Genomic DNA, 18,228 nt, shown 5'->3' with positions numbered 1-18,228 from the left:
CGGACAGCCCCGGGTTCCAGCCCTCCGCCGCCGCCCACCCGCTGATCACCGGCCAAGCGCATCGGGCACGAGTTCCTCGGGATCGTCGAGGCGACCGGCTCCGAGGTGAGCACCGTCCGGCGCGGTGACCTGGTGGTCGCGCCCTTCATGTGGTCCGACGGCGTCTGCGACTACTGCCGCGAGGGCCTGACGACGTCCTGCGAGCACGGCGGTTTCTGGGGCTCGGTCGGCTACGACGGCGGCCAGGGCGAGGCCGTGCGCGTGCCGTTCGCCGACGGCACCCTCGTCCAGCTGCCCAAGGACGCGGCCTCCGACGACCACCTGCTGTCCGCCCTGCTGACCCTCTCCGACGTCCTCGGCACCGGCCACCACGCCGCCCTCGGCGCGGGCGCCCGCCCCGGCGCCACGGTCGCCGTGGTCGGCGACGGCGCGGTCGGCCTGTGCGCGGTGCTGGCCGCCAAGCGGCTCGGCGCCGAGCGGATCATCGCGCTGGGCCGCCACGAGGTCCGCACCGACATCGCGCGCCGGTTCGGCGCCACCGACGTGGTGGCCGAGCGCGGCGACGCGGCCGTCGAGGCCGTGCGCGAACTCACCCGCGGGCAGGGCGCGCACGGGGTCGTGGAGGCCGTAGGCACCGAGCAGTCCATGCGGACGGCCGTCAACATCGCCCGCGACGGCGGCGCGATCGGCTTCGTGGGCGTGCCCCACGGCAGCGGCACCGGCCTCGACCTCGGCGTCATGTTCGACCGGAACATCGCCCTGCGCGGCGGCGTCGCCCCGGTCCGCGCCTACATCCCGGACCTGCTGCCCGACGTCCTCGACGGCACGATCGACCCCTCGCCGGTGTTCGACATGACCGTCGACGTCGAGGGCGTCCCCACCGGCTACAAGGCCATGGACGAGCGCACGGCCCTCAAGGTGCTGGTCACCAACGACCGGTGACCGCCGGGCGACCGGCAGCGGCAGGTCCGTGAGCGGACCCGAGACGGCGACCACCGCGCCCAGGCGATCGCCGTACGTTCCCGGCCGCCCGGGCCTTCACACCCAGCCGGCGCCGTCCGACCCCCACGGCACCGGAGGCCTCGCCCAGTCGGCCGGGCCGCCCGTGAAGGACACCGGCGGCAGGGCGTGCCGCAGCCGGCCGAGCGGGCTGTCCGTCTCGGCCAGCCAGGCGTCCGGGCCGTCGTAGGGCGCGCCGGTGGCCGGGGCCGGCCGGATCCCGTCCGTCAGCCAGTGGGCGGTGCGGGCCAGCGCCAGCCGCACGGACCGGCTCCCGCCCGCGTACGACTGCTCGGTCAGCGCCCGCAGCACGGCCCCCGCCAGCAGATGGCCGGTGCCGTGGTCCAGGGCCTGCGCGGGCAGCGCGCCGGGCCGGTCGGCCGAGCCCTCGGTCGCCGCGATGCCGGTCGCGACCTGCACCAGGCTGTCGAAACCGCGCCGCCCGCCCCACGGCCCGTACGCGCCCCACGCCGACACCTGCGCCACAATCAGCCCGGGACGCCGTTCGGCCAGCGCCCGCGGGGAGAGCCCGAACCGGTCGAGTGCGCCCGGACGGTAGCCGGTGACCACCACGTCCGCCGCGGCCAGCAGCTCCTCGAAGGTGTCCCGGCGGGTGCTCAGATCGAGGGTCGTGGACCGCTTGCCGAAGCCCGTGTCCGCGTGCTGGTCGGGGAGTTCGGGCAGCCAGGGCGCGTCCACATGCTGGCGGACGCGCTGCCGCTGGCCGGGCGCGGGGCCGCCGTGGTGCTGGCCGGCTGGGGCCCGCCGGAGCGCTGCGCCACCTCCTCGGTGGTGCGGGTGGCGACGAAGCTGGCCGATCCGCTGCGCAGTGCGCGCAGCTGGCGGCCGGCGCGGCGGGACGACCTGGAGGAGGTCGCCCAGCGGGCGGGGCTGAAGCCGGACGGCTCGGGACGGGTGTCCTGCCCGTTCGGGTACGCCGACCTCGACAGCGCCGTACGGGGACTGCTGTCGACCGGCCTGTTCGACGCGGCGATGGCGGCGACCGACGCCAAGCAGGTGGACAAGGAGCTGGCGGAGGCCCTGCACCCGCACCGGCGCCCGGACGGCACCGTGTGGATGCCGAACGTCTTCCGGTACCTGATCGCGCGCGTGCCCTAGGCCCTTGGGAAGGGCTTCGCAGTCTTCGCCCCGCACCGCGATCAGCAGGTTGGCGAGAAAGCTGCGGTGCCGGACGGCGGGCTCGGCGGTGACGGGGTTGCCCCGGCCACGGCACGCCGGCGGTCGGTCGACCCCCGGCGTGCCCGGTGGGGAACTCAGCCCATGAACTTCTTGAACTCGTCCGGGAGCTCGAAGTCCTGGCCGCCCTGCTGGGGCAGCCCGAAGGCGTTCCCGCCCTGTGCGGCGGCCTCGCGGCGCTGGGCCTCCTCCAGCTCCTGCTGCCTGCGCTTCATCGGGTTGCCGGAGCGCTGCTTGCCCTTGGCCTTCTTCTGCTGCTTCTTCTGCCGGCCGGGGCCGCCGCCCATGCCCGGGATCCCCGGCATGCCCGGCATACCGCCGCCCTGCGCCATGCGGGACATCATCTTGCGGGCGTCGAAGAACCGCTCGACCAGGTTCTTCACCGCGCTGACCTCGACGCCGGAACCCTTGGCGATACGGGCGCGGCGGGAGCCGTTGATGATCGTCGGGTCCTGGCGCTCGCCCGGGGTCATCGACTTGATGATCGCGGCGGTGCGGTCGACGTCCCGCTCGTCGATGTTCTGGATCTGGTCCTTGATCTGGCCCATGCCCGGGAGCATGCCGAGCAGCTTGGAGATGGAGCCCATCTTGCGGACCTGCTCCATCTGGGCCAGGAAGTCGTCCAGGGTGAAGTCCTGGCCCTTCTTGGACGCCAGCTTCGAGGCCATCTTGGCGGCCTCTTCCTGGCTGAAGGTCTTCTCCGCCTGCTCGATCAGGGTGAGCAGGTCACCCATGTCGAGGATGCGGGAGGCCATCCGGTCCGGGTGGAACGCGTCGAAGTCCTCCAGCTTCTCGCCGTTCGACGCGAACATGATCGGCTTGCCGGTGATCTGCCGGATGGAGAGGGCGGCACCACCGCGGGCGTCACCGTCGAGCTTGGAGAGGACCACGCCGTCGAAGCCGACGCCGTCGCGGAAGGCCTCGGCGGTGTTGACCGCGTCCTGACCGATCATCGCGTCGACGACGAACAGGATCTCGTCGGGCGAGATCGCGTCCCGGATGTCCGCGGCCTGCTGCATCATCTCGGCGTCGATGCCGAGGCGGCCGGCGGTGTCCACGATCACGATGTCGTGGACCTTGGACCGCGCGTGGTCGATGGAGTCCTTGGCGACCTTGACCGGGTCGCCGACGCCGTTGCCCGGCTCCGGGGCGTAGACGGCCACGCCCGCGCGCTCGGCGACGACGCTCAGCTGGTTGACGGCGTTGGGGCGCTGGAGGTCACAGGCGACCAGCAGCGGGGAGTGGCCCTGCTCCTTGAGCCACGTGCCGAGCTTGCCCGCGAGGGTGGTCTTACCGGCACCCTGCAGACCCGCCAGCATGATCACGGTGGGGGGCTGCTTGGCGAAGCGCAGCCGCCGGGTCTCGCCGCCCAGGATCGTGACGAGCTCGTCGTTGACGATCTTCAGGACCTGCTGCGCGGGGTTCAGCGCGCGGGAGACCTCGACGCCGAGCGCGCGCTCCTTGACGTTCTTGATGAACGAGCGCACGACAGGCAGCGCCACGTCGGCCTCGAGGAGCGCGATGCGGATCTCGCGCGCCGTGGCGTCGATGTCCGCCTCGGAGAGCCGTCCCTTGCCGCGCAGGTTCTTGAAAGTCGCTGACAGGCGATCGGAGAGAGTGTCGAACACGGCGCTCGCGGTCCTCGGGGTCGGTGACGGTCTTGAAGGGAATCGCCCTCCAGGGTATCCCGGCGCCGAAGACACCGGGGGAGGGTCATCCGCGCAGTGTCTCCTCCAGGACCCTGGCCGTCGACACCGCGTCCTCCCGCGCCAGCTGCGCCCCGGTGCCGGTGGTGACGTAGAAGGCGTCGACCGCGTTCGAGCCGAGGGTGCTGACGTGCATGCTCCGCACCCGCACTCCCGCCTTCTCCAGGGCCATGCCGATCCGGTGGAGCAGCCCCGGGGCGTCCTGGGCGCGGACCTCGATCACGGTGGCGTGGTGGGAGGCCGCCGTGGCGACCGTCACCCGGGGCGGCGGGGCCGTCCAGCCGCGGCGCCGGGGGTAGGCCGCGTCCCGCTCGGCGAGGCGGCCGGCGATGTCCAGGGAGCCGTCCAGGGCGCGGACCAGGTCGGCGCGGAGGCGGGCCGCCTGGGGCAGGGAGCCGTACTCGGCGGCCACCCGCCAGTTCAGCAGCAGCACCGAGCCGTCGTCGACGTCGTCCGGCAGCCGCAGGGTGCGCAGTTCGGCGGTGCGGACGGTCAGGCGGTGCACGGCGAGGACACCGGCGACCGCGGGGAGCACGGCCGGCTGGTCGGGGACGGCGATGACCAGTTCGACGCCGAGGGGTTCCGGCTCCCCCGGGGGCTCCTCCTCGGGGACCGGCTCGGTCTGCGCGCGCAGGGCGAGGACCGGGCCGCCGGTGCGGAAGGCCTCGACGGCCAGGCGCTCCTGTTCGGCCGTGGGCGCGGCCGGCTCGGGCTCGTCCGGGGCGTCCCCGGCGAGGAGGGCCGAGACGCGCCGGACCAGGTCGGCGACGAGGGAGCCGCGCCAGGAGGACCAGGCGGCCGGGCCGGTGGCGAGGGCGTCCGCCTCGGTGAGGGCGTGCAGCAGCTCCAGCGTGCTCTGGGTGCCGATCGCGTCGGCGACCGAGCGGACCGTGGCGGGGTCCTCCAGGTCGCGGCGCGTGGCCGTCTCGATCAGCAGCAGGTGGTGGCGGACGAGCGCCGACAGGACGCCCACGTCCGTGCGGTCGAAGCCGATCCGCGCGGCCACGTCCCTGGCGATGATCTCGCCGGCCACCGAGTGGTCGCCGGGCCAGCCTTTGCCGATGTCGTGCAGCAGGGCGGCGACCAGGAGCAGGTCGGGGCGGCTGACGCGGCGGGTGAGTTCGGAGGCGCGGACGGCCGTCTCGATCAGGTGCCGGTCGACCGTCCAGATGTGGACGGCGTTGCGCTGGGGGCGGCAGCGGACCCGCTCCCAGTCCGGCAGCAGGCGGCTGATCAGCCCTTCGGCCTCCAGCGCCTCCCAGACCTCGACGGTCGGGCGGCCGGAGCCGAGCAGGGTCACCAGTTGCTCGCGGGCCTCCGCGGGCCAGGGGGTGGGCAGGGGGCGCGCGGTGGCGGCCATGCGCCGTACGGCGTGCAGGGAGAGCGGGAGGCCGGCCTGCGCGGCGGCGGCCGCGGCGCGCAACGGCAGGACGGGGTCGCGTTCGGGGCGCGCGGCGCGGGCGAGCACGACCTCACCGTCCTGTTCCACGACCCCCTCGGCGAGCGGGGAGCGCTCGGGGACCGGCTTGCCGCCGCCCAGCATGGCGCGCAGGCGCGGGCGGACGGCCCGGGAGCGCAGCACGCGCCCCACCTCACGCCAGGTGACATCGCTGGCGTACGAGATGACACGCGCCGCCTCGTACACCTGCCGCAGCAGCGTGTCGGCGTCGAGGAGGCCCAGCCCGGCCGCCACCTGGTCCTGCTCCTGCAGCGCGAGGCGGTCGGTGGCGCGGCCGGTGGCCAGATGGAGGGCGTCCCGTACGTCGAGCAGCCGCCGGCGGGCGTCGTCGAGGCCCTCGCGCGGGGCGTCGGCGAGCCAGGAGGCGGCCACGGCCCGCAGGGCGGTGGCGTCGCGCAGACCGCCGCGGGCCTCCTTCAGGTCGGGTTCCAGGAGGTACTGCAGCTCCCCCTGGCGCGCGGCGCGCTCCGCGCACAGTTCCTGGAGTTCGGGCAGGCGCTTGGGGGCCTGGTTGCGCCAGTCGGCGAGGACGGCGGTGCGCATCCCGGCGGTGAGGCCGAGGTCGCCCGCGAGGTGGCGGGCGTCCAGCAGGCCGAGCTGGACCTTCAGGTCCTCGCCGGCGGTCTTGCGGGCCTCCGCGGGGGTGCGCACGGAGTGGTCGAGGGCGAGACCGAGGTCCCAGACGGGGTACCAGAGGCGGTCGGCGACGGCGGCGACCGCGGTGGGGTCGGAGCCGTCGTGCAGCAGCAGGAGGTCGAGGTCGCTGCGCGGGGACAGCTCGCCGCGGCCGTAGCCGCCGACGGCGACGAGGGAGACGCCGTGCGCCGGACCGGCCGCCGCGGTGAAGAGTCCGGCGAGCCAGCCGTCGGTCAGTTCGGCGAGGGCGGCACGGCGCGGCGGCCCGGACCGCGCCCCCTCCGTGAGGAGGCGCAGCCGGGCCGCCGCGTAGCCGCCGGGTCCCGAGCCTTCCGCTTCTGCCCGCACATCCGTACCCGTCACCCAGCGACTCCTGTTCCGTAGCTCCTGTGTCAGAGCGCGTCCGGGCCGCGCTCGCCGGTGCGGACCCGTACGGCCGTCTCGACCGGGAGGGACCAGACCTTGCCGTCACCGATCTTGCCGGTGCGGGCCGCCTTGACGATGACCTCGACGAGCTGGTCCGCGTCGTCGTCCTCGGCCAGGACCTCTATGCGGATCTTGGGGACCAGGTCGACGGTGTACTCCGCGCCGCGGTAGACCTCGGTGTGGCCCCGCTGCCGACCGTAGCCGCTGGCCTCGGTGACCGTCAGCCCGTGGACGCCGAACGCCTGAAGGGCCTCCTTGATCTCGTCGAGCCGGTGGGGCTTCACGACGGCCGTGATGAGCTTCATGCATCCACCTTCTTGGTCTGGGCGGCGGGGGCCTGGGCGGAGGCGGCGGACCCGAGGACGCCGCCGCCGGCGCCGCTGAAGTCGTACGCGGTCTCGGCGTGCTCCGCCCGGTCGATGCCGGAGATCTCCTCGTCCTGGGTGACCCGCATGCCGATGGTCTTGTCCAGGAGGAAGGCGAGGACCGCGGAGACGATCAGGGAGTAGGCGAGGACCGCGCCGACACCGGCGCACTGCTTCCAGAGCTGGGTGAAGGAGTGGTCGCCGTAGAAGACGCCGGTCGCGGCCGACTGGCCCTTGCCGCTGGCGAAGAAGCCGATCAGCAGGGAGCCGATGATGCCGCCGACCATGTGGACGCCGACGACGTCGAGGGAGTCGTCGTAGCCGAACCTGAACTTCAGGCCGACGGCCGCGGCGCAGGCGACACCGGCGATGGCGCCGACGGCGATCGCGCCGAGCGGGCTGACCGCACCGCCGGACGGGGTGATGGCGACGAGGCCCGCGACCGCGCCGGAGGCGGCGCCGAGGGTGGTGAACGCCCCGTGGCGGATCTTCTCGTAGGCGAGCCAGGCGAGCATGGCCGCGGCGGTGGCGATCTGGGTGTTGACGAACATCAGCGGGCCGACGCCGTCGTCGTTGCCGAGCCAGGAGCCGGCGTTGAAGCCGAACCAGCCGAACCACAGCAGACCGGCGCCGAGCATGACCAGCGGGAGGCTGTGCGGGCGCATCGGGTCCTTCTTGAAGCCGACACGCTTGCCGATGACGAGGATGACGCCGAGCGCCGCCGCACCCGCGTTGATGTGGACCGCCGTACCACCGGCGAAGTCGATCACGCCGAGTTGGTAGGCCCAGCCGCCGGTGCCCCAGACCCAGTGGGCGACCGGGAAGTACACGATCGTCGCCCACAGCACCAGGAAGATCGCCCAGGCGCTGAACTTCACCCGGTCGGCGAGGGCACCGCTTATCAGGGCCGGTGTGATGATCGCGAACATCATCTGGAAGACGGCGAAGACGAACACCGGGATGGTGTAGCCGGGCCACAGGTCCATCTTGCCGATGCCGGTCCAGCCGAGGTAGCCGGAGGTCCAGCCGATCAGTGAGCCGTGGTCCGTGCCGAAGCTCATGGAGAAGCCGTACAGCACCCACAGGATGGTGACGATGCCCATGCTGATGAAGCTCATCATCAGCATGTTCAGGGTGCTCTTGACGCGGACCATGCCTCCGTAGAAGAAGGCGAGGCCCGGTGTCATGATCAGCACCAGGGCGGAAGCAATGAGCATGAAGCCTGTGTTGGCGGACGACAGTTTGGGTGCGTCCGCCGCAAGCATGATGGCTGGTGCCATCGGCGTCTCCTCGTCGGTTGGTGCGGCCCCGTGCGGGCGGTGCCTGTGCGGTCCGGGCGGGTGAGGGGTGGGCCGGTTATGCGCCATGAGACTGGCGCAGCGCGGTTTCGGTGGAAGCCCCTCGTTGTTTCGCCGGGGTGACGAAGACGCCTTGCGTGTTACGGGTCGGTGAAGCGCGGGATGCCCGGCCGCGCGATCGTTATCGTGGCGCAACCTTCCGCGGAGGGGTTCTCCGGGGCGTCCCGGGGACATGGGCCGGCCGCGGCGGGCCTCTCGATGACCTGGCGTGGGGGAGCCGAGTCGAGCAGTTCGGGAGGCCCGGCCGCGGCCGGGGCTTGGGCGGCGGTCGCCGGGTCAGCCGGCCTCGGCGTGGTCCGGCAGGTCGACGGCGAGCTGCTCGGTGAGGGCGATCACGGAGGCGAGGCCGCCGTAGTCGCGCCCGGCCGTGTCGACCGTCTTTCGGATACGAGTGTTCACCCGCTCGGAGCGGACCTTCTTGGCTACTCCCATGGCCTGCGAGGCGTAATCGGCGCTGCGCTCGGGCTCGCGCTGGAGGAGGTGCACGGTGGCCATGCCGATCAGGTTCAGCGCGTACGACCGCTGGTGCTCCGCGTCCTTGGCGAACAGCTCCACCGCCCGCTGCATGAGCGGCTCGGCCAGGGAGGCGTAGGTGGGGCTGCGGCCGGCGACGTAGGCGAGGTCGCGGAAGGAGTGGGAGTTCTCGCCGTACAGCTCGGCCTCGGAGAAGAAGCGGATCCAGTCGGGGTCCGGCTCGTCCCACTCGTCGGCCTCGGCGAAGGTGTCCTCGGCCATGCGGACCGCCCGCTTGGTCTTGCCGGGCTGGCCCATGTTGGCGTACGCCCGGGCCTCCATCGCATACAGCATGGACTGGGTCCGCGGGCTGGCGCAGTCGCGGCTGCCGTACTGGGCGAGGTGGATCAGCTCCAGGGCGTCGTCGGGCCGGCCGAGGTGGATCATCTGGCGGCTCATGCTGGAGAGGACGTAGGAGCCGAGCGGGCGGTCCCCGGCCTCCTTGGCGGCGTGCAGGGCGAGGACGAAGTACTTCTGCGCGGTGGGCTGGAGGCCGACGTCGTACGACATCCAGCCGGCCAGTTCGGCGAGTTCGGCGGCGACCTTGAAGAGCTTGCGGGTGGTGGCCTCGGGCTGGGGCTCCTGGAGCAGGTCGGTGACCTCGTGCAGCTGGCCGACGACCGCCTTGCGGCGCAGGCCGCCGCCGCACTGGGCGTCCCACTGGCGGAACATCCGCGTGGTGGACTCCAGCAGGTCCAGCTCGGGCTTGGACAGCCGGCCCGGCCTGCGGGAGTCGGGCACCGGCTCGGTCCCGGGCGTGACCGGGCCGCCCGGGGCGGGCACCAGCCAGCGCTGCATGGGCTCGATCAGGGAGGGCCCGGCGGACAGCGCCAGGGAGGTGCCGAGGAAGCCGCGCCGGGCGAGCATCAGGTCGCTGCGCGAGAACTCGCTCAGCAGGGCGACCGTCTGCGGGCCCGTCCAGGGCAGGTCGACGCCGGATGCGGAGGGTGACTGGCGGGCGGCGCGCAGCCCGAGGTCCTCGATGGAGACCACACACCCGAAGCGCTCGGAGAACAGCTCCGAGAGGATGCGCGGGATCGGTTCGCGCGGGTTCTCCCCGTCCAGCCAGCGACGCACCCGCGAGGTGTCGGTGGAGATGTGGTTGGCACCCAACTGGCGTGCCCGGCGGTTCACTTGGCGGGCCAGCTCACCCTTGGACCAGCCGCTGCGCACGAACCACGAGCCGAGCAGCTCGTTGGGGCGCTTGTCAGCGTTCGTCTCGCTACCGCCGCTGCCGCCCACTGGAACGCCCCCATCCCTGAGACCACTTGTCGCCGAGTGCGCCAAGCCCTATCAGAATGCCGGTAAATACGGCCTCCCGTCCGCCGGTTCTCACTCTTCGAACGACCTGACGGCTTGCCTCCGGCATACCCATGAGTGCATGTGCCCCCAGGACCCGCACACTCACAGTAATCCTACGATCACCCGTCCAGCCACGGGGATCCCGGAAACGCCACCATTCGCCACCCCTTCGAATGAACTCACGGTCGGCCAGGCGCGATTCACTTGACATAGGACGGCTGGAAGTGGGCGGAGTGATGCACGCAGGGGGCGCATGGGCCTCGTCTCACCACCCGATGCGCTTCAGGGCGCCGCTTTGACCTCGCGGCAGCACGGGGAGGCGGAGCCGTAGCGTTACGTTCCGCTTCCGTCTCGTTCCGTGTCGTAACCACCGGCGCGCTGGACCCGTTGGAGGGGGCATGGGCTTCACGATCGGCGGCATTCGAGAGATTCGTTCCGGCACGCGTCGGCGTGGCCGGTCCTCGGAGTGCACCGCTGTCGCCGAGTTCACCGGGCTGTGGGGCTGGGACGTGGCGCCGGGCGCACGGGCCGCGGCGGGCGTCTGCTCCTGCGGGAGCGCCGAGTGCCCCGCGCCGGGCGCCCATCCGCTGGACTTCGCGCCCGAGGTGCCGGCCGGGGCCACGCTGGACGAGGTGACCAAGGCCTGGGCGGAGTTCCCCGGAGCGTCGGTGATGCTGCCGGTCGGCCGGGCGTTCGACGTCATCGAGGTCTCCGAGCCCGCCGGCCGCCGTGCCCTGGTCCGCCTGGAGCGCATGGGCCTCCCGCTCGGTCCGGTGACCGCGACCCCCGAGGGCCGTGCCCACTTCTTCGTCGCGCCCGGCGCCGCCGCCGAGCTGCCCCGGCTGCTCTACCGCATGGGCTGGGACGACCCCTCCGCGCTGGACCTGCGCGGGCTGGGCCCCGGTACGCACATCACCGCGCCGCCCTCCGACCGCGGCGGCCTCGGCCCGGTGCGCTGGCTGCGCCCACCGGCCCTCGACTGCGCGACCCGGCCGCCGGCGGCCCGGCTGCTGCTGGGGACGCTGGCGTACGTGGCGCACCGGTCGCGGGCGTAGGCCCAGGAGCGCCGGGAAATCCCGGGCGCACCGGGAAGAGCGAAGCGCCCGTCCCCAACTGCACCTTGGGGGCGGGCGCTTCTCACGAACCGGTGGGCGGTGGATCCGCCGGGCGCTCAGTCGCCGATCAGGGCGTCCACGAACGCCTCCGGCTCGAACGGGGCCAGATCGTCCGCGCCCTCGCCGAGTCCGACCAGCTTGACCGGCACGCCCAGCTCGCGCTGGACCGCGACGACGATGCCGCCCTTGGCCGTACCGTCCAGCTTGGTCAGCACGATGCCGGTGATGTCCACGACCTCGGCGAACACCCGGGCCTGCACCAGACCGTTCTGGCCGGTGGTGGCGTCCAGGACGAGCAGCACCTCGTCCAGCGGCGCGTGCTTCTCGACCACGCGCTTGACCTTGCCCAGCTCGTCCATGAGGCCGGTCTTGGTGTGCAGGCGGCCGGCGGTGTCGATGAGGACGACGTCGACCCCCATCTCCTTGCCCTCCTTGACCGCGTCGAAGGCCACGGAGGCGGGGTCGCCGGCCTCCGGGCCGCGCACGGTGTAGGCGCCGACGCGCTCGCCCCAGGTCTGGAGCTGGTCGGCGGCGGCGGCACGGAAGGTGTCGGCGGCGCCGAGCACAACGGTGCGGCCGTCGGCCACGAGCACGCGCGCGAGCTTGCCGGTGGTGGTGGTCTTGCCGGTGCCGTTGACGCCGACGACCATCACGATGCCCGGCTTGCGGTCCTCGGGCTCGGTCCTGACCGTGCGGTCGAATTCGGTGCCGACGAGCTTGAGCAGTTCCTCGCGCAGCAGGCCGCGCAGCTCGTCGGGGGTTCGGGTGCCGAGCACCTTGACGCGCTCACGGAGCTGCTCGACCAGCTCCTGGGTGGGCAGCACACCGACGTCGGCGGTGAGCAGCGTGTCCTCGATCTCCTCCCAGGTGTCCTCGTCGAGGTGCTCACGCGACAGCAGCGTGAGCAGCCCCTTGCCGAGGGCGGTCTGCGAGCGGGACAGGCGGGCGCGCAGGCGGACCAGCCGGCCTGCGGTGGGCTCCGGGATCTCGATCTCGGGAGCCTCGACAGCGGGGGGCTCCTCTACGACGACCGGTGCGGGGCCGCCCGGGAGATCCACCTCCTCGATCGTCCGGCGCGGTTCGTCGCGCGGCGTCTCGGCCTCGTCGCCGACATGCGGCTCGGCCGGGGGCGCGGTGATGTCGGGCGCCTTGGGCGGCGGCGGGGGCAGCGGCTTCTTGCGCCGGGTGCCGACCACCAGCCCGCCGAGCGCCGCGAGCACGACCACGGCGATGACTACAGCAAGGATGACGGTTTCCATAACGCGTCCAGTATCGGCCATGGGGTGCGCCGTAAACCTGCTTGTGCCTTCCTCTGAGAGACAAACGCCACTTAAAGCAAGGAGTCGGAGCAAAGTACGATGGCCGTGGCTCCGTCGACGCGCGTAGAGTCCGACCGTTCCCCTTCCCCCCACCTCTAGGCACCTTCACCCATGAGCAAAACCGTCGAGACCGAAGGCGCTCTCGAGACCCGCGGCATCGAGCAGGTCCCGGACCACGAGCGCACCGGCAGGACCCGCGAGCTGTTCCCCACCTGGGTCGGCGCCAACATCAGCGTGCTGCTGCTGACCATGGGCGCGAGCCTCGTCGTGGCGTACCACCTGAACATCTGGCAGGCGCTCGTCGTCGCGGTCGCCGCTCCCGTCGTGTCGTACGGCCTGGTCGGGCTCATCGGCATCGCCGGCAAGCGGGGCGGGGCGCCCGGCATGGCGCTGTCCCGCGCGGTGTTCGGGCAGCGCGGCAACCTGCTGCCCGGCTCGCTGATCTGGGTGGCCCGCTGGGGCTGGGAGACGATCAACGCGGTGACCGGCGCCTACGCGATGCTCACCATCCTGGACATCGTGGTCGGCATCAAGGCCAACAGCGTGCTGGACATGGTGACGCTGCTGGTGTTCGTCGTGGCGACGTTCGCCATCTCCGGGCTCGGCATCAACGCCGTGCAGAAGTGCAACAAGTACGCGACCTACCTCTTCGGCGTCTTCTCGGTGCTGGTCCTGGTCTACCTGGTCGCGAACACGAACTGGTCGAAGGTGCTGCACCACGGCGGCGGCTCCACGGCCGCGGTGATCACCGGTGTCGGCATGATCGCGGCGGGCGGGGTCAGCTGGATCCCGACGGCGCCGGACTTCACCCGCTACCTGCCGCGCGCGGCGTCCTCGAAGGCGATCGTGGGCACGGCGGTCGGCGGCGCCGGCATCGTCGTCCTGCCCATGGTCCTGATGGGCGCCGTCATGGCGGTGTCCACGCCGGACCTGGCCTCGGCCACCGACCCGGTCTCCTTCCTCGGCGAGATCCTGCCGACCTGGATCGCGGTGCCGTACCTGTTCATCGCGCTGATCGGCATGCTGCTGATCAACTCGATGTCCATGTACTCGGCGGGCTTCACCGCGCAGACCCTCGGCATCAAGGTGCCGCGGCACTGGGCGGTGTCGGTCAACGCCGTGATCTCCCTGGCCTTCGGCGGCGTGCTGATGCTGGTGGCGACGAGCTTCATGGGCTCCTTCATCGCCTTCCTCTCCCTGCTGGCCGTCGCCTTCTCCGCCTGGGTCGGCGTGTTCGGCGCGGACATGCTGCGCCGTACCGAGTACGACGGCCGGGCCATGGCCGACACCACGCGCACCAGCGCCTACTGGTACAAGGGCGGCTTCTCCCCCGCGGCCGTGGCCGCCTGGGCGATCGGCCTGGTCTCGGGCCTGATGTTCACCACCTCGGACTGGTTCACCGGCCCGCTCGCGAAGAACAACTTCGTCGGCCAGTACGGCCTCGGCTGGGTCGCCACGATCGTGATCTCCGGCGTGCTGTACCTGGTCCTGCCGAAGCCGGCGGCTGCCACCCCGGCGCCGGCCGAGGCGCGCACCGAGGAGCGCGCGACCGCCGCCGTCTGACCGGGGCCGTGGGCCCGGGAACGGCCGTCCGGCGAGCCCACCGCCACCTCATGGCCATCTGACGCTCCGTCAGTTATCGTCCCCCTCCACCGCATCGCACCGGAGGGGGACTTCCCATGCCCGTCACGGTCGTACGTTTCAACCTCGTCGCGCCCGGCGCCACCCCCGCCGCCCTCTCCGCCCGTTACCGGGCCGCCCTGGAGATGGCCGCGTACGCGGACCGGCACGGGATCGCCACCGTCCAGACCGAGGAGCACCACGGCGCGGAGAACAACTGGCTGCCGTCGCCGTTCGCGTTCGCCGGCGCGGTGTTCGGCGCGACCCGCCGGATCGCCGTGACCGTGTCGGCGGCGATCGGCCCGCTGCACGATCCGCTCCGGCTGGCCGAGGAGATCGCCGTGCTGGACCTGCTCAGCGGCGGCCGGCTGGTGACGGTGGCCGGGATCGGCTACCGGCCGCAGGAGTACGCGCTGTTCGGCGTGGACTGGAAGCGCCGGGGCCGGCTCCAGGACGAGCTGCTGGAGACGCTGCTGAGGGCGTGGACCGGCGAGGAGTTCACCTACCGGGGCCGCAGAGTACGGCTCACCCCGCGTCCGTACACCGATCCGCACCCCCTGCTGCTGGTCGGCGGCTCCTCCAGGGCCGCCGCCCGGCGGGCCGCCCGGTTCGGGCTGCCGTTCTTCCCGAGCGCGCATCTGCCGGAGCTGGAGGCGTACTACAAGGAGAAGCTCACCGAGTACGGCACCGAGGGCTGGACGATGATGCCGGCCGCCGAGACCCCGCTGCTGCACCTCGCCGAGGACCCCGACCGGGCCTGGGCGGTCCACGGCGAGCACTTCCTGCACGAGGCGCGGACGTACGCCTCCTGGCAGTCCGGCGGGATCCGCTCGGCGGTGCGGTCGGCGGCCACGACCGTCGGGGAACTGCGCGCGGAGGGCGTGTACCGGATCCTCACCCCCGAGGAGTGCGTGGCCCAGGAGCCGGCCACGCTGGTCCTGCACCCGCTCGTGGGCGGCATGCCCCTGGAGGAGGGCTGGCGCAGTCTGCGGCTGTTCGCCGAGGAGGTGCTCCCCCGGCTGGGGTGACGGGCCGTACGACACCACCGCCCCCCGGTCCGGGCAGTGGCCGGGCCGGGGGGCGGGGAGGTACGAGGAGAGGGGCAGCGGGGACTTGGCCCTTCTCCCCGAGTCCGGGGGGCCGGATCAGCCCATCTCCTCCAGCGCCTTGCCCTTCGTCTCCTTGACGAACTTCAGGACGAACGGGATGGAGAGCGCCGCGAAGAAGGTGTAGATGATGTACGTGGCCGACAGGTTCCAGGTGGCCAGCGACGGGAAGCTGGCCGTGATGGCCCAGTTGGCGATCCACTGCGCGGAGGCGGCCACACCGAGGGCGGCGGCGCGGAGCTTGTTCGGGAACATCTCGCCGAGGAAGACCCAGACCACCACGCCCCACGACAGGGCGAAGAAGAGGACGAACACGTGGGCCGCGACCAGGGCGACCCAGCCCTGGGTGGCCGGGAGCTTGCCGTCGACCAGGTGGTAGGAGAACGCCCAGGCCTCCAGCGCGAGGCCGACGGCCATGCCGACCGAGCCGATGAGCGCGAGCGGCTTGCGGCCGATGCGGTCCACGAAGATCATCGCGATCACAGTGCCGACGATGTTGATGATCGAGGTCGTGAAGGAGTAGAAGAACGACCGCGTCGGGTCGACGCCGACCGACTGCCACAGCGTCGAGGAGTAGTAGAACGCGACGTTGATGCCGACGAACTGCTGGAAGACCGACAGGCCGATACCGATCCAGACGATCGGCTTGAAGAAGAAGCTGCCGCCGAGCAGGTCCTTGAAGGTGGACCTGTGCTCGCTCCTCATCGCGTGCTCGATCTCGGCGACGCGCGCGTCCAGGTCGACGCCCTTGCCCTCGACCTCGACGAGGATGTCCTTGGCCCGGTCCCGCTTGCCCACGGAGAGCAGGAAGCGCGGGGACTCCGGGATCGCGAAGGAGAGCATGCCGTAGAGGACGGCGGGGACCACCATCACGCCGAGCATGACCTGCCAGGCCTCCAGGCCCATCAGCTGACCGCGCTGGTTGCCGCCGGCGGCGTTCAGCAGGCCCCAGTTGACCAGCTGGGAGATGGCGATGCCGACGACGATCGCGGCCTGCTGGAAGGAGCCGAGACGGCCGCGGTAGGCGGGCGGGGCGACCTCGGCGATGTAGGCCGGGCCGATGACGGAGGCCATGCCGATGGCGAAGCCGCCGACGATGCGCCAGAAGGCGAGGTCCCACAGCGCGAAGGGCAGCGCCGAACCGACGGCGCTGATCGTGAACAGGACGGCGGCGATCTGCATGCAGCGGATGCGGCCGATCCGGTCGGCTATGCGGCCGGCCGTCGCGGCGCCGATGGCGCAGCCGATCAGGGCGATGGCGATGACCTGGGCGAGAGCCGCGGGGCCGATGTCGTAACGGCTGCGGATGGCCTCGACGGCGCCGTTGATGACGGAGCTGTCGTAGCCGAAGAGGAAGCCGCCCATGGCGGCAGCCGCCGCGATGAAGATGACGTGCCCGAGATGTTCGGGGTGAGCCGTACTGGCTCCTGGTTGAGGTGCCTGCGCTGTGCTGGTCACGTGAATCTCCTCGGGCCACGGCAACGCTGCCGGTGGGGGTGAGCCCTTCCAGGTCTCCAGTGGCGCATACGTACGCGCCGCTTACACCTGAAGGTAAAAGCAACGTTGCAGAGACTATGTCTTCAAGTTTCGAAGTCAATAGGGCGACAGCTGTGAGTTTCTAGATGTGTCCGACCACTCAATGTTCAAGAAGTGAACATCAAGTGAGGGGAACCATCCAGTGGATCTTCAGTAGGCTCAGCGAAGGCGCTGCGAGATGACCTTCGACACACCGTCGCCCTGCATCGAGACGCCGTACAGCGCGTCGGCGACCTCCATTGTGCGCTTCTGATGCGTGATCACGATCAGCTGCGAGGCCTCCTGCAGCTCCTGCATGATCCGGATCAGCCGCTGGAGATTGGTGTCGTCCAGGGCCGCCTCGACCTCGTCCATGACGTAGAACGGGCTCGGCCGGGCCTTGAAGATCGACACCAGCAGCGCCACGGCGGTCAGCGAGCGCTCGCCGCCGGAGAGCAGGGAGAGCCGCTTGACCTTCTTGCCCGGCGGGCGTGCCTCGACGTCCACGCCCGTGGTGAGCATGTTGTCGGGGTCGGTCAGGACGAGCCGTCCCTCACCGCCCGGGAACAGCCGGCCGAAGACGCCCTCGAACTCCCGGGCCGTGTCCCGGTAGGCCTCGGTGAAGACCTGCTCGACGCGCTCGTCGACCTCCTTCACCACCTGGAGCAGGTCGGCGCGGGTCTTCTTGAGGTCCTCGAGCTGCTCGCTGAGGAACTTGTGCCGCTCCTCCAGCGCCGCGAACTCCTCCAGTGCCAGCGGATTGACCTTGCCCAGCTGCTGGTACGCCCGCTCGGCGGCCTTCAGCCGCTTCTCCTGCTCCGCGCGCACGAACGGCCGCGGCTGGTTCCGGGGGTGCTCGGGGTCCTCCGGCAGCACCTCGCCGTCGGCGGGGGGCGAGGGCGGCACGGGCTGGTGCGGCCCGTACTCCGCCACGAGTCCCGCCGGCTCGACACCCAGCTCCTCCAGCGCCTTGGCCTCCAGCTGCTCGATCCGCAGCCGCTTCTCGGCGCCGAGTACCTCGCCGCGGTGAACCGAATCCGTCAACTTGTCGAGTTCGGACTTCAGTTCACGTCCGGCGGTGCGCGCGGCGGCCAGCTCCTGCTCACGCAGCGCCTTCGCGGCCTCGGCGGCGGCCCGCTCCCGCTCGGCGCGGGCGAGGGACACCTCGACGTGCGCGAGCAGCTGACGGGCACCGGAGGCGACGGCCTCCGCCACGGCCGCCTCGTGCCGCAGCCGGGCCCGGCGCTGCTCGGCACGCGCGCGTGCCTCGCGTTCCGCGCGGGCGGCCCGGTCGAGCGAGTCGGCCCGCCCGGCCAGCCCCTTGACCCGCTCCTCGTGGGTACGGACCTGAAGCCGGGCCTCCATCTCGGTCTGCCGCGCGTTGGCGCCGTCGGCGGCGAGCCGGTCCCGCGCCGAGGTGTCCGGCTCCTCCTCCACCGGCATCTCCTCGGCGACGGCCAGCCGCTCCGCCAACTCCTCGGCCTCCTGCACGGCCTTCTCCAGCGCCTCCTGGGCGCGCGCGGCAGCGGCGGCGGACCTGGAAGGCCACCCGCACCGGGTTGTGGGTGTCGATGTTCTTCGTCAGGCCGTAC

The 18,228-nt window shown here is 72.0% G+C and carries 10 protein-coding genes and 4 pseudogenes; 5 read left to right on the top strand and 9 right to left on the bottom strand.

Annotated features, from left to right (window positions below; genetic code table 11):
• Positions 1-48: 48 nt before the first annotated feature.
• Positions 49-942, top strand: a pseudogene (locus tag ACWEN3_RS20900) (zinc-binding dehydrogenase); the annotation flags it as partial.
• Positions 943-1,038: 96 nt separating this feature from the next.
• Here ACWEN3_RS20900 and ACWEN3_RS20895 read toward each other — a convergent pair.
• Positions 1,039-1,698, bottom strand: a pseudogene (locus tag ACWEN3_RS20895) (CoA transferase); the annotation flags it as partial.
• 3 nt (positions 1,699-1,701) lie between these two features.
• Here ACWEN3_RS20895 and ACWEN3_RS20890 point away from each other — a divergent pair.
• Positions 1,702-2,118 (top strand): annotated as a pseudogene (locus ACWEN3_RS20890) (SAM-dependent methyltransferase); the annotation flags it as partial.
• Positions 2,119-2,273: 155 nt separating this feature from the next.
• On the opposite strand, the gene ffh reads toward ACWEN3_RS20890, so the two are convergent.
• The 5 genes from ffh to nsdA form a co-directional block, all read right to left on the bottom strand.
• The gene (gene ffh, locus ACWEN3_RS20885) at positions 2,274-3,824 is read right to left on the bottom strand and encodes a signal recognition particle protein (protein ID WP_452972962.1); all 1,551 of its coding nucleotides are present in this window, start codon (positions 3,822-3,824) and stop codon (positions 2,274-2,276) included.
• An 85-nt stretch (positions 3,825-3,909) separates the two neighbouring features.
• The gene (locus ACWEN3_RS20880) at positions 3,910-6,360 is read right to left on the bottom strand and encodes a [protein-PII] uridylyltransferase (RefSeq protein WP_452972960.1); all 2,451 of its coding nucleotides are present in this window, start codon (positions 6,358-6,360) and stop codon (positions 3,910-3,912) included.
• A 29-nt stretch (positions 6,361-6,389) separates the two neighbouring features.
• Positions 6,390-6,728: a P-II family nitrogen regulator gene (locus ACWEN3_RS20875; protein ID WP_452972957.1), complete on the bottom strand. Its 339-nt coding sequence runs from the start codon at positions 6,726-6,728 to the stop codon at positions 6,390-6,392.
• Positions 6,725-8,068, bottom strand: a complete 1,344-nt coding sequence (locus ACWEN3_RS20870) for an ammonium transporter (protein ID WP_452972954.1) — start codon at positions 8,066-8,068, stop codon at positions 6,725-6,727. The genes ACWEN3_RS20875 and ACWEN3_RS20870 overlap by 4 nt, the downstream gene beginning before the upstream one ends.
• A 354-nt stretch (positions 8,069-8,422) precedes the next feature.
• Complete coding sequence (gene nsdA, locus ACWEN3_RS20865; protein WP_452972952.1) at positions 8,423-9,901, bottom strand: transcriptional repressor NsdA; 1,479 nt, start codon at positions 9,899-9,901, stop codon at positions 8,423-8,425.
• Between the two features lie 458 nt (positions 9,902-10,359).
• On the opposite strand from nsdA, the gene ACWEN3_RS20860 reads away from it, so the two are divergent.
• A complete protein-coding gene (locus ACWEN3_RS20860) occupies positions 10,360-11,016 on the top strand; it encodes a bifunctional DNA primase/polymerase (RefSeq protein ID WP_452972949.1) in 657 nt (218 codons plus the stop codon).
• A gap of 116 nt (positions 11,017-11,132) precedes the next feature.
• Here the strand turns inward: ACWEN3_RS20860 and ftsY are convergent, their stop codons facing one another.
• Positions 11,133-12,335 (bottom strand): signal recognition particle-docking protein FtsY, encoded by a 1,203-nt coding sequence (gene ftsY, locus ACWEN3_RS20855; protein WP_452972948.1) that lies wholly within the window; start codon positions 12,333-12,335, stop codon positions 11,133-11,135.
• A gap of 171 nt (positions 12,336-12,506) precedes the next feature.
• On the opposite strand from ftsY, the gene ACWEN3_RS20850 reads away from it, so the two are divergent.
• A complete protein-coding gene (locus ACWEN3_RS20850) occupies positions 12,507-13,958 on the top strand; it encodes a cytosine permease (RefSeq protein WP_452972945.1) in 1,452 nt (483 codons plus the stop codon).
• A gap of 116 nt (positions 13,959-14,074) precedes the next feature.
• Positions 14,075-15,043: an LLM class flavin-dependent oxidoreductase gene (locus ACWEN3_RS20845; protein ID WP_452972942.1), complete on the top strand. Its 969-nt coding sequence runs from the start codon at positions 14,075-14,077 to the stop codon at positions 15,041-15,043.
• Positions 15,044-15,160: 117 nt separating this feature from the next.
• On the opposite strand, the gene ACWEN3_RS20840 is transcribed toward ACWEN3_RS20845, so the two are convergent.
• Positions 15,161-16,579 (bottom strand): sugar porter family MFS transporter, encoded by a 1,419-nt coding sequence (locus ACWEN3_RS20840; protein WP_452972940.1) that lies wholly within the window; start codon positions 16,577-16,579, stop codon positions 15,161-15,163.
• A gap of 237 nt (positions 16,580-16,816) precedes the next feature.
• Positions 16,817-18,187, bottom strand: a pseudogene (locus ACWEN3_RS20835) (AAA family ATPase); the annotation flags it as partial.
• Positions 18,188-18,228 lie beyond the last annotated feature (41 nt).

It is taken from the genome of Streptomyces sp. NPDC004561, assembly GCF_053602155.1.
This window is presented reverse-complemented; position numbering and strand designations above follow the sequence as displayed.